Source organism: Pseudomonas sp. LS_2 (assembly GCF_042709235.1).
Classification (GTDB): domain Bacteria; phylum Pseudomonadota; class Gammaproteobacteria; order Pseudomonadales; family Pseudomonadaceae; genus Aquipseudomonas.
Map to the genome: position 1 here is coordinate 24,086 of NZ_JAVAYC010000015.1, position 13,645 is coordinate 37,730.

The 13,645-nt window shown below is 64.0% G+C and carries 12 protein-coding genes; 3 read left to right on the forward strand and 9 right to left on the reverse strand.

Annotated features, from left to right (window positions below; all coding sequences use genetic code 11):
- Positions 1-5 precede the first annotated feature (5 nt).
- The gene (locus RAC97_RS15130) at positions 6-923 is read right to left on the reverse strand and encodes a LysR family transcriptional regulator (protein ID WP_375099289.1); all 918 of its coding nucleotides are present in this window, start codon (positions 921-923) and stop codon (positions 6-8) included.
- Between the two features lie 98 nt (positions 924-1,021).
- Here RAC97_RS15130 and RAC97_RS15135 point away from each other — a divergent pair, with 98 nt between their 5' ends.
- Positions 1,022-1,327, forward strand: coding sequence for a putative quinol monooxygenase (locus tag RAC97_RS15135; RefSeq protein ID WP_375099290.1), 306 nt, complete (start codon positions 1,022-1,024; stop codon positions 1,325-1,327).
- A gap of 14 nt (positions 1,328-1,341) precedes the next feature.
- Complete coding sequence (locus tag RAC97_RS15140) at positions 1,342-2,196, forward strand: type 1 glutamine amidotransferase domain-containing protein (RefSeq protein ID WP_375099291.1); 855 nt, start codon at positions 1,342-1,344, stop codon at positions 2,194-2,196.
- A gap of 51 nt (positions 2,197-2,247) precedes the next feature.
- On the opposite strand, the gene RAC97_RS15145 is transcribed toward RAC97_RS15140, so the two are convergent.
- The 3 genes from RAC97_RS15145 to RAC97_RS15155 all read right to left on the reverse strand — a co-directional run bounded on the left by RAC97_RS15145 (position 2,248) and on the right by RAC97_RS15155 (position 5,420).
- Entirely contained in the window at positions 2,248-3,492 is a 1,245-nt protein-coding gene (locus tag RAC97_RS15145) for a saccharopine dehydrogenase family protein (protein WP_375099292.1), read from the reverse strand.
- 31 nt (positions 3,493-3,523) lie between these two features.
- Positions 3,524-4,621 carry a carboxynorspermidine decarboxylase gene (locus RAC97_RS15150; protein ID WP_375099293.1) on the reverse strand — a complete coding sequence of 366 codons (1,098 nt, stop codon included), beginning with the start codon at positions 4,619-4,621 and terminating at the stop codon, positions 3,524-3,526.
- Between the two features lie 403 nt (positions 4,622-5,024).
- On the reverse strand, positions 5,025-5,420 hold the full coding sequence (locus RAC97_RS15155) for a RidA family protein (protein WP_375099294.1): 396 nt from the start codon (positions 5,418-5,420) through the stop codon (positions 5,025-5,027).
- A 112-nt stretch (positions 5,421-5,532) separates the two neighbouring features.
- On the opposite strand from RAC97_RS15155, the gene RAC97_RS15160 reads away from it, so the two are divergent.
- The gene (locus RAC97_RS15160) at positions 5,533-6,435 is read left to right on the forward strand and encodes a LysR substrate-binding domain-containing protein (RefSeq protein ID WP_375099295.1); all 903 of its coding nucleotides are present in this window, start codon (positions 5,533-5,535) and stop codon (positions 6,433-6,435) included.
- 27 nt (positions 6,436-6,462) lie between these two features.
- Here the strand turns inward: RAC97_RS15160 and RAC97_RS15165 are convergent, their stop codons facing one another.
- From RAC97_RS15165 to RAC97_RS15185, 5 genes are all read right to left on the reverse strand, one after another.
- Complete coding sequence (locus RAC97_RS15165; RefSeq protein ID WP_375099296.1) at positions 6,463-8,166, reverse strand: amidase; 1,704 nt, start codon at positions 8,164-8,166, stop codon at positions 6,463-6,465.
- Positions 8,167-8,292: 126 nt separating this feature from the next.
- Complete coding sequence (locus RAC97_RS15170; protein ID WP_375099297.1) at positions 8,293-10,203, reverse strand: hypothetical protein; 1,911 nt, start codon at positions 10,201-10,203, stop codon at positions 8,293-8,295.
- Between the two features lie 120 nt (positions 10,204-10,323).
- Positions 10,324-11,163, reverse strand: coding sequence for a glutathione-dependent disulfide-bond oxidoreductase (yghU, locus tag RAC97_RS15175; protein WP_375099298.1), 840 nt, complete (start codon positions 11,161-11,163; stop codon positions 10,324-10,326).
- Between the two features lie 78 nt (positions 11,164-11,241).
- Positions 11,242-12,201, reverse strand: coding sequence for a zinc-binding alcohol dehydrogenase family protein (locus RAC97_RS15180; protein WP_375099299.1), 960 nt, complete (start codon positions 12,199-12,201; stop codon positions 11,242-11,244).
- Positions 12,202-12,334: 133 nt separating this feature from the next.
- The gene (locus tag RAC97_RS15185) at positions 12,335-13,537 is read right to left on the reverse strand and encodes an NAD(P)/FAD-dependent oxidoreductase (RefSeq protein ID WP_375099300.1); all 1,203 of its coding nucleotides are present in this window, start codon (positions 13,535-13,537) and stop codon (positions 12,335-12,337) included.
- Between the last annotated feature and the right edge of the window lie 108 nt (positions 13,538-13,645).

The following is a 13,645-nucleotide window of genomic DNA, read 5'->3' on the forward strand; positions in this document are numbered from 1 at the left end:
TGTTGCTATTCTCGCCGCCTTGCCGCCACGTCCCACAGCTGCTTCCTGAACCAGCGCCGCAGCGGGTCGACATGGGTACGCTCGTGCCAGATCTGCATCACCTCTATGCGTGGCAGGGTCAGCGGCAGTGGGTAAAGGCGCAGGTCGTCATCGCGGTCTACCGCCTCTTCGGCCACTGAGCGCAAGCAGGTCAACAGCAGGTCGGTGCCGCGTATCAACCGGGTGGGCGCGAGGAAACTCGACAGCCCTGCGGCTACTCGGCGGCTGTGGCCCAGGCTGCGCAAGGCGCGGTCGACCAGCCCATCGAGGTCGCCGGTGAGGGTGGTGAGCAGGTGCTCGCAAGCCACGAAGCTGGTCAGGTCCAGACCCGCGCTGAGCCTGGGGTTGCCGCGTGAGGCCAGCACCACGAAGTCTTCGCTGAGTAGACGCTGCTGGTGAAAGGTCTCGGGCAGGTCGGTGTAGAAACCGGCGATGGCCAGGTCGCAGGTGCCTTTTTCCAGGGCCTCGCGTGGTAATTGGCCGCGGGTGTTGTGGGTGATGAGCGTCAGGTTCGGAGCCTGGGTGCGCAGGATCGGCAGCAATTCGGGCAGCAGGGTCTGTTCCAGGTAGTCGGTGCTGTAGAGGTGCAGGCGGGCAGGGCGGGTGAGGAAGTCCTGGCCATCGCAGCGCTCGAAGAAGGCTTGCAGTTCTTCCACCAGCCGCTGCACTTCGGGCGCCAGCTCATGGGCGCGGGGCGTCGGGGTGAGGCCGCGTGGGGCGCGGACGAACAGCGGGTCGCCGAACTGGTGGCGCAGCTTGTTCAGCTTGTGGCTCAGGGCCGGCTGGCTGAGGGCCATGCGCTCGGCAGCCAGGGTGGCGTTGCGCTCCTGGTAGAGCATGTGGAAAACCAGCAGCAGGTTGATGTCTTTATTGGCGATATTCATTTTTTAGATCGAAGAAATAACAGCTTTCGAATTATCGAATCGTAGCGCACTGGCTAGGATGGGCGCACTTCAATCGAACGCGCCCTCGGAGGCCCGCAATGTCCATCAGTATCTTTGCCACCATCCAGCCCCGGCCAGAGCACCGCGACGCGGTGGAGGATGCCCTGCGCGAAATGGTCCGCCATACCCGTGCCGAGCCTGGCAACCTGCGCTACGACCTGTTCCGGCGTGAGGGTGAGGTACTGGCCTTCGAGCTGTTCGAACTCTATGTCGACGCCGACGCCGTCGAGGCCCACCGCCAGAGCCCGCATTACCAGGCGTACCGCGTCGCCACCAACGGATGGCTGGCTGCGCCGACCCAGGTGCACCTGGCCCAGCCTCTCGATATTGCCCCCTTCAACTGAACAGGAACGGCCTCATGCAAAAGATCACCCCCGTTGCCCTGGCACTGGCCGGCATGTTGCTTGGTAGCACCGCCAGCGCGGCGTCCAAGGGCGAAGTGCTGGTGCTGCTGTCCAGTGAGCAGCAACTGCCACTGCAAGACGGCAAGCACTACGCCACCGGCTATTACCTCAACGAGTTTGGCGTGCCGGCCGACCGCCTGCTCAAGGCTGGCTACACCCTGGTACTGGTCACACCGAAGGGCAACGCGCCGACAGCCGACGCACGCTCGCTCGACCCGCAGTACTTCGCCGGCGATACCCAGGAAATGCAGCGTATCCAGAAGCTGGTGCAGGGGCTGCCCGGCATCGATGACACGCTGTCGGTGAAAGAGGTACTGGCCGGTGGCCTGGACCGCTACGCCGGCCTGTTCATCCCCGGTGGCCATGCGCCGCTGATCGACCTGGCCAGCAACCCCGACGTCGGCACGCTGCTGCGCCATTTCAACCAGGCCGGCAAGCCGACCGCTGCTATCTGCCATGGCCCCATCGCCTTGCTCTCGGCGCAGAAGGATCCGGTCGCCTACCAGGCCGCGCTGGCCCGCGGCGAAATCCCGGCGGCCAGTAACTGGGTGTACCAGGGTTACCGCATGACCATCTTCTCGGATCCGGAGGAACAGGTATTCGAAGGGTCGTTGAAGGATGAGCGCCTGCTGTTCTACCCCGCCAAGGCCATGGCGGGTGCTGGCGGTGCGATGAGCTACGCCAAGGAATGGATGCCCAATGTGGTGGTCGACCGTGAGCTGATTACCGGGCAGAACCCGTTTTCCGACAAGGCGTTGGCCGAGGCGCTGGTGCAGCGGCTGGACAGTCGGGTGAAAGAGGGGCAGTGAGGAAAAAGCAGGAGAGGTATCGGCCCCATCGCGGGGCCGATACAGCATGACTCAGGCTTCAGCGTCCCAAGGACGGTCGCCTTTCTCATCCTTGACGCGGGTCGGCAGGCCCATCACGTCCAGGGCCTTGAGGAATGGCTCGGCCGGCAGTTCCTCGACGTTGACCATGCGGCCAGCGTCCCACTGGCCACGGGCGACCAGCAGTGCGGCGGCTACCGGTGGTACGCCAGCGGTGTAGGAGATGCCTTGGCTGTCGGTCTCGGCGTAGGCCTCTTCATGGTCGGCCACGTTGTAGATGAACACTTCCCGTGGCTGGCCATCCTTGGTGCCCTTGACCAGGTCGCCGATGCAGGTCTTGCCGGTGTAGCCCGGGGCCAGGGAGGCCGGGTCGGGCAGTACGGCCTTGACCACTTTCAGCGGAACCACTTCCAGGCCCTCGGCGGTGCGTACTGGCTGCTCGGAGAGCAGGCCGAGGTTCTTGAGCACCGTGAACACGTTGATGTAGTGCTCGCCGAAGCTCATCCAGAAACGCACGTTCGGCACGTTCAGGTTCTTCGAGATCGAGTGCACTTCGTCGTGGCCGGTCAGGTAGAGGTTCTGCGAACCCACCACCGGCAGGTCGTCGGTGCGCTTGACCTCGAACATGGTGTTGCTGGTCCATTGGCTGTTCTGCCAGCTCCAGACTTGACCGGTGAATTCACGGAAGTTGATTTCCGGGTCGAAGTTGGTGGCGAAGTACTTGCCATGGGAGCCGGCGTTGACGTCGAGGATGTCGATCGAGTCAATGCGGTCGAAATACTGTTGCTGCGCGAGCTTCGCGTAGCTGTTCACCACACCCGGGTCGAAACCGACACCAAGAATGGCGGTGATGTTCTTCTGTTGGCACTCTTCGAGGTGTTTCCACTCGTAGTTGCCGTACCACGGCGGGGTTTCGCAGATCTTGCCCGGCTCTTCGTGGATGGCGGTGTCCAGGTAGGCGACACCGGTATCGATGCAGGCACGCAGCACCGACATGTTGAGGAAGGCGGAACCGACGTTGATGACGATCTGCGATTCGGTCTCGCGGATCAGCGCCTTGGTTGCCTCGACATCGAGGGCATTGAGCGAGAAGGCCTGGATGTCGGCGGGTACCTTGAGGCTACCCTTGGCCTTGACGCTGTCGATGATGGCCTGGCATTTGGAGATGTTCCGCGACGCAATGGCAATACGACCGAGTTCGTCGTTATGCTGCGCGCACTTGTGGGCCACCACCTTGGCGACACCTCCTGCACCAATGATAAGAACGTTCTTCTTCAATTTATCCCTTGCTCCTTACTGAAAGCCGGTCTTACGACAGGCTGGAAACGTAGTCTTCGAAACCGAACTCGCGTACCACCTCGACGCTGCCGTCGAGTTGCTTGACCACGATGGCCGGCATCTTCAGACCGTTGAACCAGTTTTTCTTGACCATGGTGTAGCCGGCCGTGTCGATGAACGACAGGCGATCTCCGATGGCCAGCGGACGATCGAATTGGTACTCGCCAAAGATGTCGCCGGCCAGGCACGACTTGCCGCAGACCATGTAGGTGTGCTCGCCGTCGTTGGGGGCCATCTTGGCGTTGAGGCGGTAGATCAGCAAATCGAGCAGGTGCGCTTCGATGGAGCTGTCGACCACGGCCAGGTGCTTGCCGTTGTACAGGGTATCGAGCACGGTCACTTCCAGCGAGGCACTGTTGGTGATAGCGGCTTCGCCGGGCTCCAGGTAGACCTGCACGCGGTATTTTTCCGAGAAGGCTTTCAGGCGCGCGCAGAACGCGTCCACGGCATAGTCTTCGCCAGTGAAGTGGATACCGCCACCCAGGCTGACCCACTCCACCTGGTGCAGCAGGTGGCCGAAGCGTTCCTCGATGTGGGTGAGCATCTTGTCGAACAGGCCGAAGTCGCCGTTCTCGCAGTTGTTGTGGAACATGAAACCGGAGATCTGTTCGATCACCTGCTCGATCTTCGCCGGGTCCCACTCACCGAGGCGGCTGAACGGGCGTGCCGGGTCGGCCAGCAGGTAGTCGGAGCTGCTCACCTGCGGGTTGACGCGCAGGCCACGGACCTTGCCCTGTGACTGCTCTGCGAAGCGCTGGAGCTGGCCGATGGAGTTGAAGATGATCTTGTCGCAGTTCTCCAGCATCTCCTCGACCTCGTCGTCGGCCCAGGCCACGCTGTAGGCGTGGGTCTCGCCGGCGAACTTCTGGCGGCCAAGCTTGAGCTCGAACAGCGAGGAGGATGTGGTGCCATCCATGTACTGCTGCATCAGGTCGAACACCGACCAGGTGGCGAAGCACTTGAGGGCGAGCAGGGCCTTGGCGCCGGAGTGTTCACGCACGTAGGCGATCTTCTCCATGTTGCTCAGCAGCTTGGTTTTGTCGATGAGGTAGTACGGCGTCTTGATCATTTCAAAGGCCCCCGGCCAGGCCGGCCAAAAAAAGGACACGCATTGTGCCTTCACTTGCCGCATATCGAAAGGGCGCGAGGCGCATTTCGTCAGGGCTTGGGCGATCCAAAGCCATTGGATTGCCATGGGGACTATTAGAACAGGGGAATGTGACGGTCTTGAATGGGGGCGTGGCGCCTGAGAGCAAGGCGGTACCTAGAGGACTAACTGTCTCTCTCGTAACTGCAAGGATTGCGCAAGTTGGTGTGGGAGCGGGTTTACCCGCGAAGCAGACGCTGCGGTGTATGGCACCGGCATTGCCGGTGTTCGCGGGTAAACCCGCTCCCACAGGTACCGTGCGGTACATGAAGGAGCGGTGAGCCTATAAGGGCGGCGCGAGCCTTGATGAAGTCGCAGGGGGAATTTACTCAGGCAGCCGCGCCACGACCTTTATCTCGAAATCGAAGCCATACAGCCAGGTCACGCCGACCGCCGTCACTGTCGGGTACGGCGCAGCCCCCCAGAACTCGGCGCGCACCAAGTCCCAGATGGTCTTGAACTTGTCCTGCGGGTCGACGATGAACAACTGCACGTCCTGCACATCGGCGAAGCTGCAACCTGCGGCCTGCAGAATCGCATTCAGGTTGGCGAACGCACGGCGTACCTGGTTTTCGAGGCCCGGCTCCGGCGAGCCATCCTCGCGGCTGCCGACCTGTCCGGAAACGAACAGCAGGCCATTGGCACGAACCGCTGGGGAGTAGTGGTTGATGTCATACAGGGCCTGGCGCCCCGGTGGAAAAACGACGTCACGTTGAGCCATGGTGAATCTCCTTTGAGTGGGTGATGGGTTCACTCTACGAAGTCAGACGGGCTCGATAAATGAGCAAGTCTGGTTATCATTGTTTGCTATTGCCAAACAATCGAGGCTGAAGATGGACCGTTTCGATGCAATGCGCGCCTTCGCCCGAGTGGTCGAGGCGGGCAGTTTCACCAAGGCTGCCGACACGCTGGATATCAGCCGTACCACGGTCACGCAATTGGTGCAGCAACTGGAGACCCGCCTGCGGGTGCGCCTGCTCAACCGCACCACGCGCAAGGTGCGGTTGACCAACGACGGTGCGCAGTTCTACGAGCGCGTGGTGCGCTTGCTGGCTGACCTTGAAGACGCTGAAGGCAGCCTGAGCGGCGCCGCCAGGCTGCCACGTGGCAAGTTGCGGGTGGATGTGCCGAGCCCACTGGCAAGCATGGTGCTGGTGCCGGCGCTAGCCGAGTTCCATAGCCGTTACCCGGATATCCAGGTCGACATGGGCGTGAGCGACCGCATCGTCGACATCATCGGTGAGCACGTGGACTGCGTGGTGCGCGGCGGCGAGCTGATGGACCAGTCGCTGATGGCGCGCAAGGTCGCCGACCTGGGCCTGGGTGTGTATGCCTCGCCCGCCTACCTGGCACGATTGGGTACGCCGCTGCACCCCACCGAATTGGAAGGCCCGGCACAGCGTGTGGTGGGGTTCCTCTGGGCGCGTACCGGCAAGCCGGTGCCCTATGCCTTGCGACGTGGCGACGAGCGCCTGCAGGTGCAGGGCAAGCCCGTGCTATCGGTGGACGACGGCAATGCCTACCTTGCCGCCGGGCTATCCGGGCTGGGAGTGCTGTGGCTGCCGGACTACATGGCCAGGCCGCACCTGGCCACTGGCGGCTTGGTGCGCTTGTTCGAGGACTGGCAGCTGGAGCCGATGCCACTGTACGTGGCGTACCCGCCCAACCGCCATGTAGGCGCCAAGCTGCGGGTGTTCATCGATTGGGTGGTCGAGGTGATGGCGCGGCAGGGGTGAGGCGCAGTGCGCTCACCCCAAGGCCGATCAGCCCAGGGCAGGCGTGCGCGGCGGCACGATACGCCGGGAACCGGTCGACTCGAACGCTGCCGCGTAGCGCAGCAGGGCACTGTCGTCGTAGGCCTTGCCGGCGAAGGTCAGGCCCACCGGCATGCCGATATCGGCCATCACGCCCATTGGCACGGTGACGGTCGGCACGCCCAGGTGACGAATCGCCAGGTTGCCGTTGGCCACCCAGACGCCGTTGCTCCAGGCGATGTCGGCAGAGGCCGGGTTGACGTCGGCATCGGCCGGGCCCACGTCGGCCACGGTGGGGAACAGCACCGCATCCAGGCCTTGGGCATCCATCCAGTCCTCAAGGTCGAGCTTGCGGGTGCGCTCCAGGCCGCGCAGGCCGTCCGGCACGCTGGCGATCTGGTCCCAGGACTTCAGGCCGCGCTTGGCCATGTTGACGTACTCTTCCATGCCTGCGGCCAGGTCGTCCTCGCGGTTGGGCAGGGTGCCCGGGTCGTGAGGGAAGATCTGCGGGCCGTCGACATCGGCCAGGCGGTTGAGCCGGGGGTCGTCGTTAGCGCGTAGGAAGTCGTCGAAGGCCCAGCCGGACAGCTCCCACAACTCGTCATGCAGGAACTCCTTGCTGACGATGCCGCGGTTGAACACGGTCGGCGCGCCCGGGCGGTCGCCCTCGCAATTGGAAACCAGCGGGAAGTCCACTTCCAGCACTTGCGCCCCGGCCGCTTCCAGGGCCTGGCGCGCCTGTTGCCACAGCTCGATAACACTGGCGCGGGTGTTGATGCGCTGGCCGGTCGGGCCACCAATGCCGGGTTTTTCCGAGGTGCCCGCTTCGGCATCGGCATTGATGTACATGCGCGGCACGCCGAAGCGCTTGCCCTTGAGAGCGCCAGCCTCGGCGGCCAGGTCAAGGTAGGAGGCCGGTCGCACGCTGGAGGCGGCGGGAATCGGCACCCAGGGTTGCAGGCGCCAGAGGTCGCCACGGGTGTTGGCATCGTCGGCGACCACTACGTCGAGTACTTCCAGCAGGTCGGCCATGGTGCGGGCGTAGGGCACCACCACGTCCATCGTCGGGGTCAGCGGCCAATTGCCACGCACCGAGATCACCCCACGCGAAGGGGTATAGGCGCACAGGCCGTTGTTCGAAGCCGGGCCGCGACCGCTGGACCAGGTTTCCTCGGCCAGGCCGAAGGCGCTGAAGCTGGCGGCGGTGGCGGTGCCGGCGCCATTGGAGGAGCCAGAGGCGAATGGCGCGGTGAGATAGGCGGCGTTGTACGGGCTTTCGGCGCGGCCATACACGCCACGCTGCATGCCGCCGTTGGCCATGGGGGGCATGTTGGTCTTGCCCAGACAAATGGCGCCGCCGGCGCGCAGGCGCTCGACGGTGAAGGCATCGCGCTGGGCGACCAGGTCTTTGAATGCCGGGCTGCCGGAGGCGGCGGTCAACCCCTTGACCAGGTAACTGTCCTTGGCGGTGTAGGGGATGCCGTCCAGTGGGCCAAGGGTCTCACCGCGTGCGCGGCGGGCATCGGAGGCCTCGGCCTCCTTGAGTGCATCTGGGTTGCGCACCACCACGGCATTGAGTGCGGTGGCGGTGTCGGCTCCATCGTAGGCGTCGATCCGGGCCAGGTAGGCCTTGACCAGTTCGACCGCCGTCGTGCGGCCGGACTCGAGCGCGTCGCGCAGCTCGGCAATGGAAACCTCGGTTACCTCGATCATGCTGTCACCAACTCGTGCAGGTGGAAATCATGCCGGCGAGTGTAGCAAGAAGGCCTTGCCGGACGCAGGCATGCAGCGAGGAAATGGCTGGTTGCAGCGCTGCACCGACCTGCATGGCGCATGACCCTAGGCGGACCGGGCGACCTGCTCCAGCGTTTCCGGCCAGGGGCGCAATTGCAGCCCATCCTCATCCCAGTGGATCGTGGCGATCCTCCAGTCGTTGCCCGCTATCGGCTGCTTGCATCGAAGGAGGTGCGTGCCTTGCGGCAGGTGCACCACGCAGTGGATATTGTCGGGTGTGAAGGCGCCACCGCCGTTGAAGATCTTCGCGGTAATACAGTAGTGAGCTTGCTCCCAGTGAGCGATGACGATGCGCTCGGTTCCCGGCCCTTGACGCTGGTCTTGCTCCAGTTGTGCGAACGGCGGTGCCGTCAGGTCGCCGGGGGCGGCGTAATTGATCTGTACCTGGCGGCGGCTTTCGATGTATTCGAGCTGCACGTGCAGGTCTATGTCCACCAGGTCCGCCTGCCAACTGAGGACGATGCTGCCGTCAAGGCCTGCGCCCCGGGGCGGGGTGTACAATCGGCGACCGGGGAACAGGGCCGCGCTGAAGATCTTGGCCAATGCCTGGTCCTGACGCTCCTGCGTCACGGTGGCGTTGCCGAGGAAGTGGGTTCGCGCTTGCATCGAGGGGGCGATGCTGGCGTTCAGGCTGGCCGGATCTGCCGGGCCATGGTTGACCAGTACCACCTTGGCCGCAGGGCAACTGCGTGCATAGTCGGTTACGGCCTGGATGAAGTTCGAGGCGCTCGGTGTGAGGTAGTGCTTGCACTCCAGTACCAACTGCGTAGCGCTGTTGGGGTTGAGCGCCAGGGTGGGGCGCAGCACGCGAAAGTCCGGCTGGATACCTTTCTTGCGTTTCTTGCTGTGCCCGACCAGTTCCGAGCGTAGTTCTGCCCAGATGTCGAACTGCTCGCCGTCGTATTCGTAGGTCGCCAGGCGATTGCCGCCGAATTCGAACGACAACGCACCGTCTTTGACGTGGTAGTGGAAAGTGTCCGCTTCAGCCTTGGCGGTACGCAGCAGCACGCTGCCGGCCCACACCGAGTAAAGCTCGTGGCGTTTGCGCCAGATGGGCAGGTTCAACAGGTCGAGCACCTCCTGCCTGATCCTTGAAACCCAGCTGTGATGGCGTTCGATACTGTCGATAAAACTTGAGACGCCTTGAACCACGGTGTCGCCCTCGAGCACTCCAGCCTGTACTTGCGCGGCGATATGTCGCTGGACATCGCGCATGGCGATGTCCCAGCAGCTCAGGCCGCATTCCAGCTGGCCCGTGACTTTCCTATCGGCTTCGGCCCTGCTGGCGTGGCTGATGGTGACGCCCGCTTGATAGGCCGCGCTGCGGGTGGCGCCATACGACAGGCAAAGGCCACGAAGGGCCTCGACCATTTCAGTGAGTGCTTGCTGAGTGTGCTCGAGTGCGGCATGACCGGTTGCAGGCAATGCCGCCAGCGGCGCGAAGTCATCGTCGCGTTGGTGTTCCCCGGTGTAATCCGAGAGCTGTTGCAGGCATCGCAGCAGATTGAATAGCGTTTCGGCGCCAGGCAATGCCAGGCGCAGTTCAAGGACGCGCTGAATACGCGTGACTGTCTCGGCGAACTGCTCAAGCGTATAGCGCAGCGGGTCGTCGGTCTGGTCGAAGCGAAACTGGATCGCCAAGGTTTCGCTGTCACGCTTGGCCTTGGCGTCTTCGAGCAGGACGAGCAACTCGCGCATCATCAGGGCGAAGCCTTCCTGGCTTTTGAGCAGCTTCAGCAGGAACGTCTCAATGTTGATGCTAGGTACAGCGCAGGTCTGGTCTGCTTTCAGTTGCTCGGCCAATGGCTGGCCACCGCACGGCAGGCCAAGGGCGTTCTGCAAGGCGATCTCGACATCGGCATCCCGTCCCGGGTCACCCTTTTTGCGACGCACCTCGAGGCCCGCCTGGGCTTGCAGCGTCAGCCAGAGCTGGCAGGGGTTATCGATAGGGTCCACGGCGTCACTCCCTTGTCACACTTGGATGAGCGCTGGCGGCAGGGCCGCCAGCGCGTCGCGTGGGGGAGAGTAAACTGGAAAGTGGCCATCGGCCACTTTCCAGTTGCAGCTCGTTGCGGCTTAGTCCAGGTCGGCAGCCGAATGGCGCTCCGGCACCTGGGTCGCTTCGTCGCCCCAAGTGCGGTTAACGCGGCTGCCACGCTGCACTGCCGGACGCTGGGCGATCTCTTCGGCCCAGCGTTGCACGTGTTTGTAGTCCTGCACCGAGAGGAACTGCGCCGCACCGTACAGGTTGCCGCGCACCAGTTGCCCGTACCACGGCCAGACGGCGATGTCGGCGATGCTGTATTCGTCGCCAGCCAGGTAGCGGCTTTCGGCCAGGCGCCGGTCGAGCACGTCGAGCTGACGCTTGGCTTCCATGGTGAAGCGGTTGATCGCGTACTCGATCTTCTCCGGCGCGTACACATAGAAGTGGCCGAAGCCGCCGCCCAGGTAGGGCGCCGAGCCCATCTGCCAGAACAGCCAGTTCAGGCTCTCGGCGCGCTCGGCCGGGGCCTTGGGCAGCAAGGCACCGAACTTTTCGGCCAGGTACAGCAGGATCGAGCCCGACTCGAACACCCGCACTGGCGGCTCGACGCTGCGGTCGAGCAGGGCGGGGATCTTCGAGTTCGGGTTGACCCCGACAAAACCACTGGAAAACTGCTCGCCATCGCCGATACGGATCAGCCAGGCGTCGTATTCGGCGCCTGCATGGCCGAGGGCCAATAGCTCTTCGAGCAGGACGATGACCTTCACGCCGTTGGGCGTGGCCAGGGAGTACAGCTGCAGCGGATGCTTGCCGACCGGCAGCTGTTTTTCGTGGGTAGGGCCAGCGATGGGGCGGTTGATGCTGGCGAACTGGCCGCCGGCAGCGGTGTCGTTGGTCCAGACGGCCGGTGGCACATAGGGGGGCTTGCTCATGCAACGAATCTCCAGGGGGCTGACTGTCACGTCGAGGGGAAGGCGATATCTATGCCACGGGTAGGCGCTGCGGGGCAATCACGGGTTCATGACGATGCGTCCGAGGGGCTTGGTCGTTTCCGCGAACGCGTGGGCTGCGGCGGCCTCGGCCAAGGGAAAGGCCCGCTCGATAACGGCGCGGATTTCACCGCTGGCCAGCGCTTGCAGCAGGTGGTCGACGCTCGACCTGACCTCCGGTGTTTTGAACAGCGGCCCCATGAATACGCCCAGCAATGTCTGGTTGGCCTGCATCGCGGGCCACAGGTCGACGCTCAGGTCGTCGCCACCGGCATTGCCGACGAACACCAACCGTCCTTGCGGGGCCAGGGCGTGGAGTGAAGAGGCCAGTGTCGTGCCCACGGGGTCGATGATCAAATCGGCACCCGCGCCTTTTGTGATGTGCTGGACGGTTTCCTGGACGTTCTCGGCCAAGCGATCCACCACATGCTGGGCACCCAGCGCCATCAAGCGTTGGCTGCGCTGGGCGCCGCTCGCCACGGCGACAACCTTCGCACCCGCATTCGCCGCGAGCTGGACGGCCGCCAGCCCCACGCCACCGGCAGCGCCCTGGATAACCACGGTTTCGCCAGGGCGCAGTGCCCCGCGTGCGAAAAGGCAGTGATGGGCGGTGGCGAAAGAAATGGGCAGGACCGCTGCATCTGCGGCCTCCACGCCATCGGGTATCCTCCAGGTTTGCCCTGCGGGTACTGCCCAGCGTTCGGCGTGGGAGCCCTGCATGTCGAACGCTGCGACCCGGTCGCCTACCTGACGGTCACGCACATTGGTCCCCACGGCGGCAACGGTACCCGCAGCCGCATAGCCCACCACCCAGGCAGGGCGAGGCGGCGTTGTTGTTCGGCGGTTTATCAGGTCGCCCCCTTCGATGGAGATCGCCTCGACACGAATCAGGACATCCGAAGGCCCCAGGGTTGGGTCGGGGATATCGACGTACTTCAAGACGTCGGGAGCACCAGGGGTATCGTAGATCGCTGCTTTCAAGATCGCGCCTCCATCTGCTCAGTGAACCTGCAACATCGATCAGGTCGTGATGAAGGGAACGACAACAGCAGCGCCGTAGAGTTGCAGGCAATCGAATCTGCGCCCGCCCAGGAAGGCAGGCGCAGTCCGATATCTACGCGACGGGAATCAACGGGTCGGCTGCCGCCAGGGCCGAGGCGCGCTCAGGTGCAGGCGGGTAGATCCACAGGCTGTTGATCTGCTGCTTGAGCGTCTTGGCCTCGGCCTTGTCAGTGGGCGGCGAGACCTTGCGGTCCCAACCCTCGGTGTACACCGCGCCCCAGGCGCCAAGGTCCAGGCAGGTAACGTACTTGGGCTGGCTATAGGTCATCGGCGCTTCGCCGATCAGCTCGGCAGCGGCGTTGTTACCCGCGTAGCGGCCCAAGGGAATGGCATGCTGGCAGGACATTGCGGCGAAATTGCCGACCTCGTCGCAGGGTGCATAGGCCACATCGCCCGCGGCGTAAACCGCCTCGCTGCCCTTGACCTTGAGATGGCCGTCGACGTGCAGACGGCCCTGGCGGTCGCGCTCGCCGTTCACCTGCGCGGTCAGGGCATTGGCCATGAAGCCCACGGTCCAGATCACCGTGCTGGCCTCGATGCGCAGGCCGTTGCTGAGCGTCACGCCGTCGTGGTCGACCGCCGCAACGCTCGCACCGCACAGCCATTGCACCCCCAGCGCCTGGCTGGCCTGTTCGATGGCCGGGCTGATGCCTTCGCCCAGGGCTGCGCCGATCCGGGCGCCCCGGTCGATCACCACGACACGCGGGGTAACGTCCTGGCCGAGGATGGCGCGCAGGCGGGCTGGCATTTCGGTAGCGGTCTCGATGCCGGTGAAACCGCCGCCGGCCACCACCACGGTGTTGCGTGCGGGGCTGTCGGGCAGGGTGGCCAGCGCCTTGAGATGGGTTTCCAGGCGTGCAGCCGATTCGAGGGTATCGACATCGAAGGCCTGTTCCAGGCCCGGCACCGGTGGCCGGTTGAGCTGGCTGCCACAGGCCAGGATCAGGCGATCGTAGCCAAGGGTGGCGAGCTGTTGTTCGGCATCGCGGTAGCGCACGCGCTTGGCCGCTTCGTCGATGTGCTCGGCGCTGCCTTGCACGAAGCGCACGTTCACCGCGTCGAACAATGCCTGCAGGGGCGCTGCCATGGTGTGTACGTCGGGCTCGTAGAAGCGTGGGCGGATGCGCAACTGGGCCTGGGGGGCGAGGACCGTGATCTGTACATCGTCGCGTCCATGCTTGTCGAGCTGGCGGGCAGCGCCGAGGGCGCTCCACAGTCCGGCAAAACCTGCGCCAATGATCAGGATGTCTTTCATCGTCGTTGCTCCTGGAGCGTTTCTTTTCTTGGAAGGATCGGCTCGGCGCGGCAGACAAAGGCACAAGGAAAGCCGCTGCTGACTGAAGCAGCGTTGCGTCCAGGCCGA

Excerpts from the sequence above, each read along its gene's own strand:
- RAC97_RS15150 (WP_375099293.1), bottom strand. The coding sequence starts at position 4,621 with ATGATCAAGACGCCGTACTACCTCATCGACAAAACCAAGCTGCTGAGC.
- RAC97_RS15160 (WP_375099295.1), top strand. The coding sequence starts at position 5,533 with ATGGACCGTTTCGATGCAATGCGCGCCTTCGCCCGAGTGGTCGAGGCG.
- RAC97_RS15165 (WP_375099296.1), bottom strand. The coding sequence starts at position 8,166 with ATGATCGAGGTAACCGAGGTTTCCATTGCCGAGCTGCGCGACGCGCTC.
- RAC97_RS15155 (WP_375099294.1), bottom strand. The coding sequence starts at position 5,420 with ATGGCTCAACGTGACGTCGTTTTTCCACCGGGGCGCCAGGCCCTGTAT.
- RAC97_RS15130 (WP_375099289.1), bottom strand. The coding sequence starts at position 923 with ATGAATATCGCCAATAAAGACATCAACCTGCTGCTGGTTTTCCACATG.
- RAC97_RS15185 (WP_375099300.1), bottom strand. The coding sequence starts at position 13,537 with ATGAAAGACATCCTGATCATTGGCGCAGGTTTTGCCGGACTGTGGAGC.
- yghU (WP_375099298.1), bottom strand. The coding sequence starts at position 11,163 with ATGAGCAAGCCCCCCTATGTGCCACCGGCCGTCTGGACCAACGACACC.
- RAC97_RS15140 (WP_375099291.1), top strand. The coding sequence starts at position 1,342 with ATGCAAAAGATCACCCCCGTTGCCCTGGCACTGGCCGGCATGTTGCTT.
- RAC97_RS15135 (WP_375099290.1), top strand. The coding sequence starts at position 1,022 with ATGTCCATCAGTATCTTTGCCACCATCCAGCCCCGGCCAGAGCACCGC.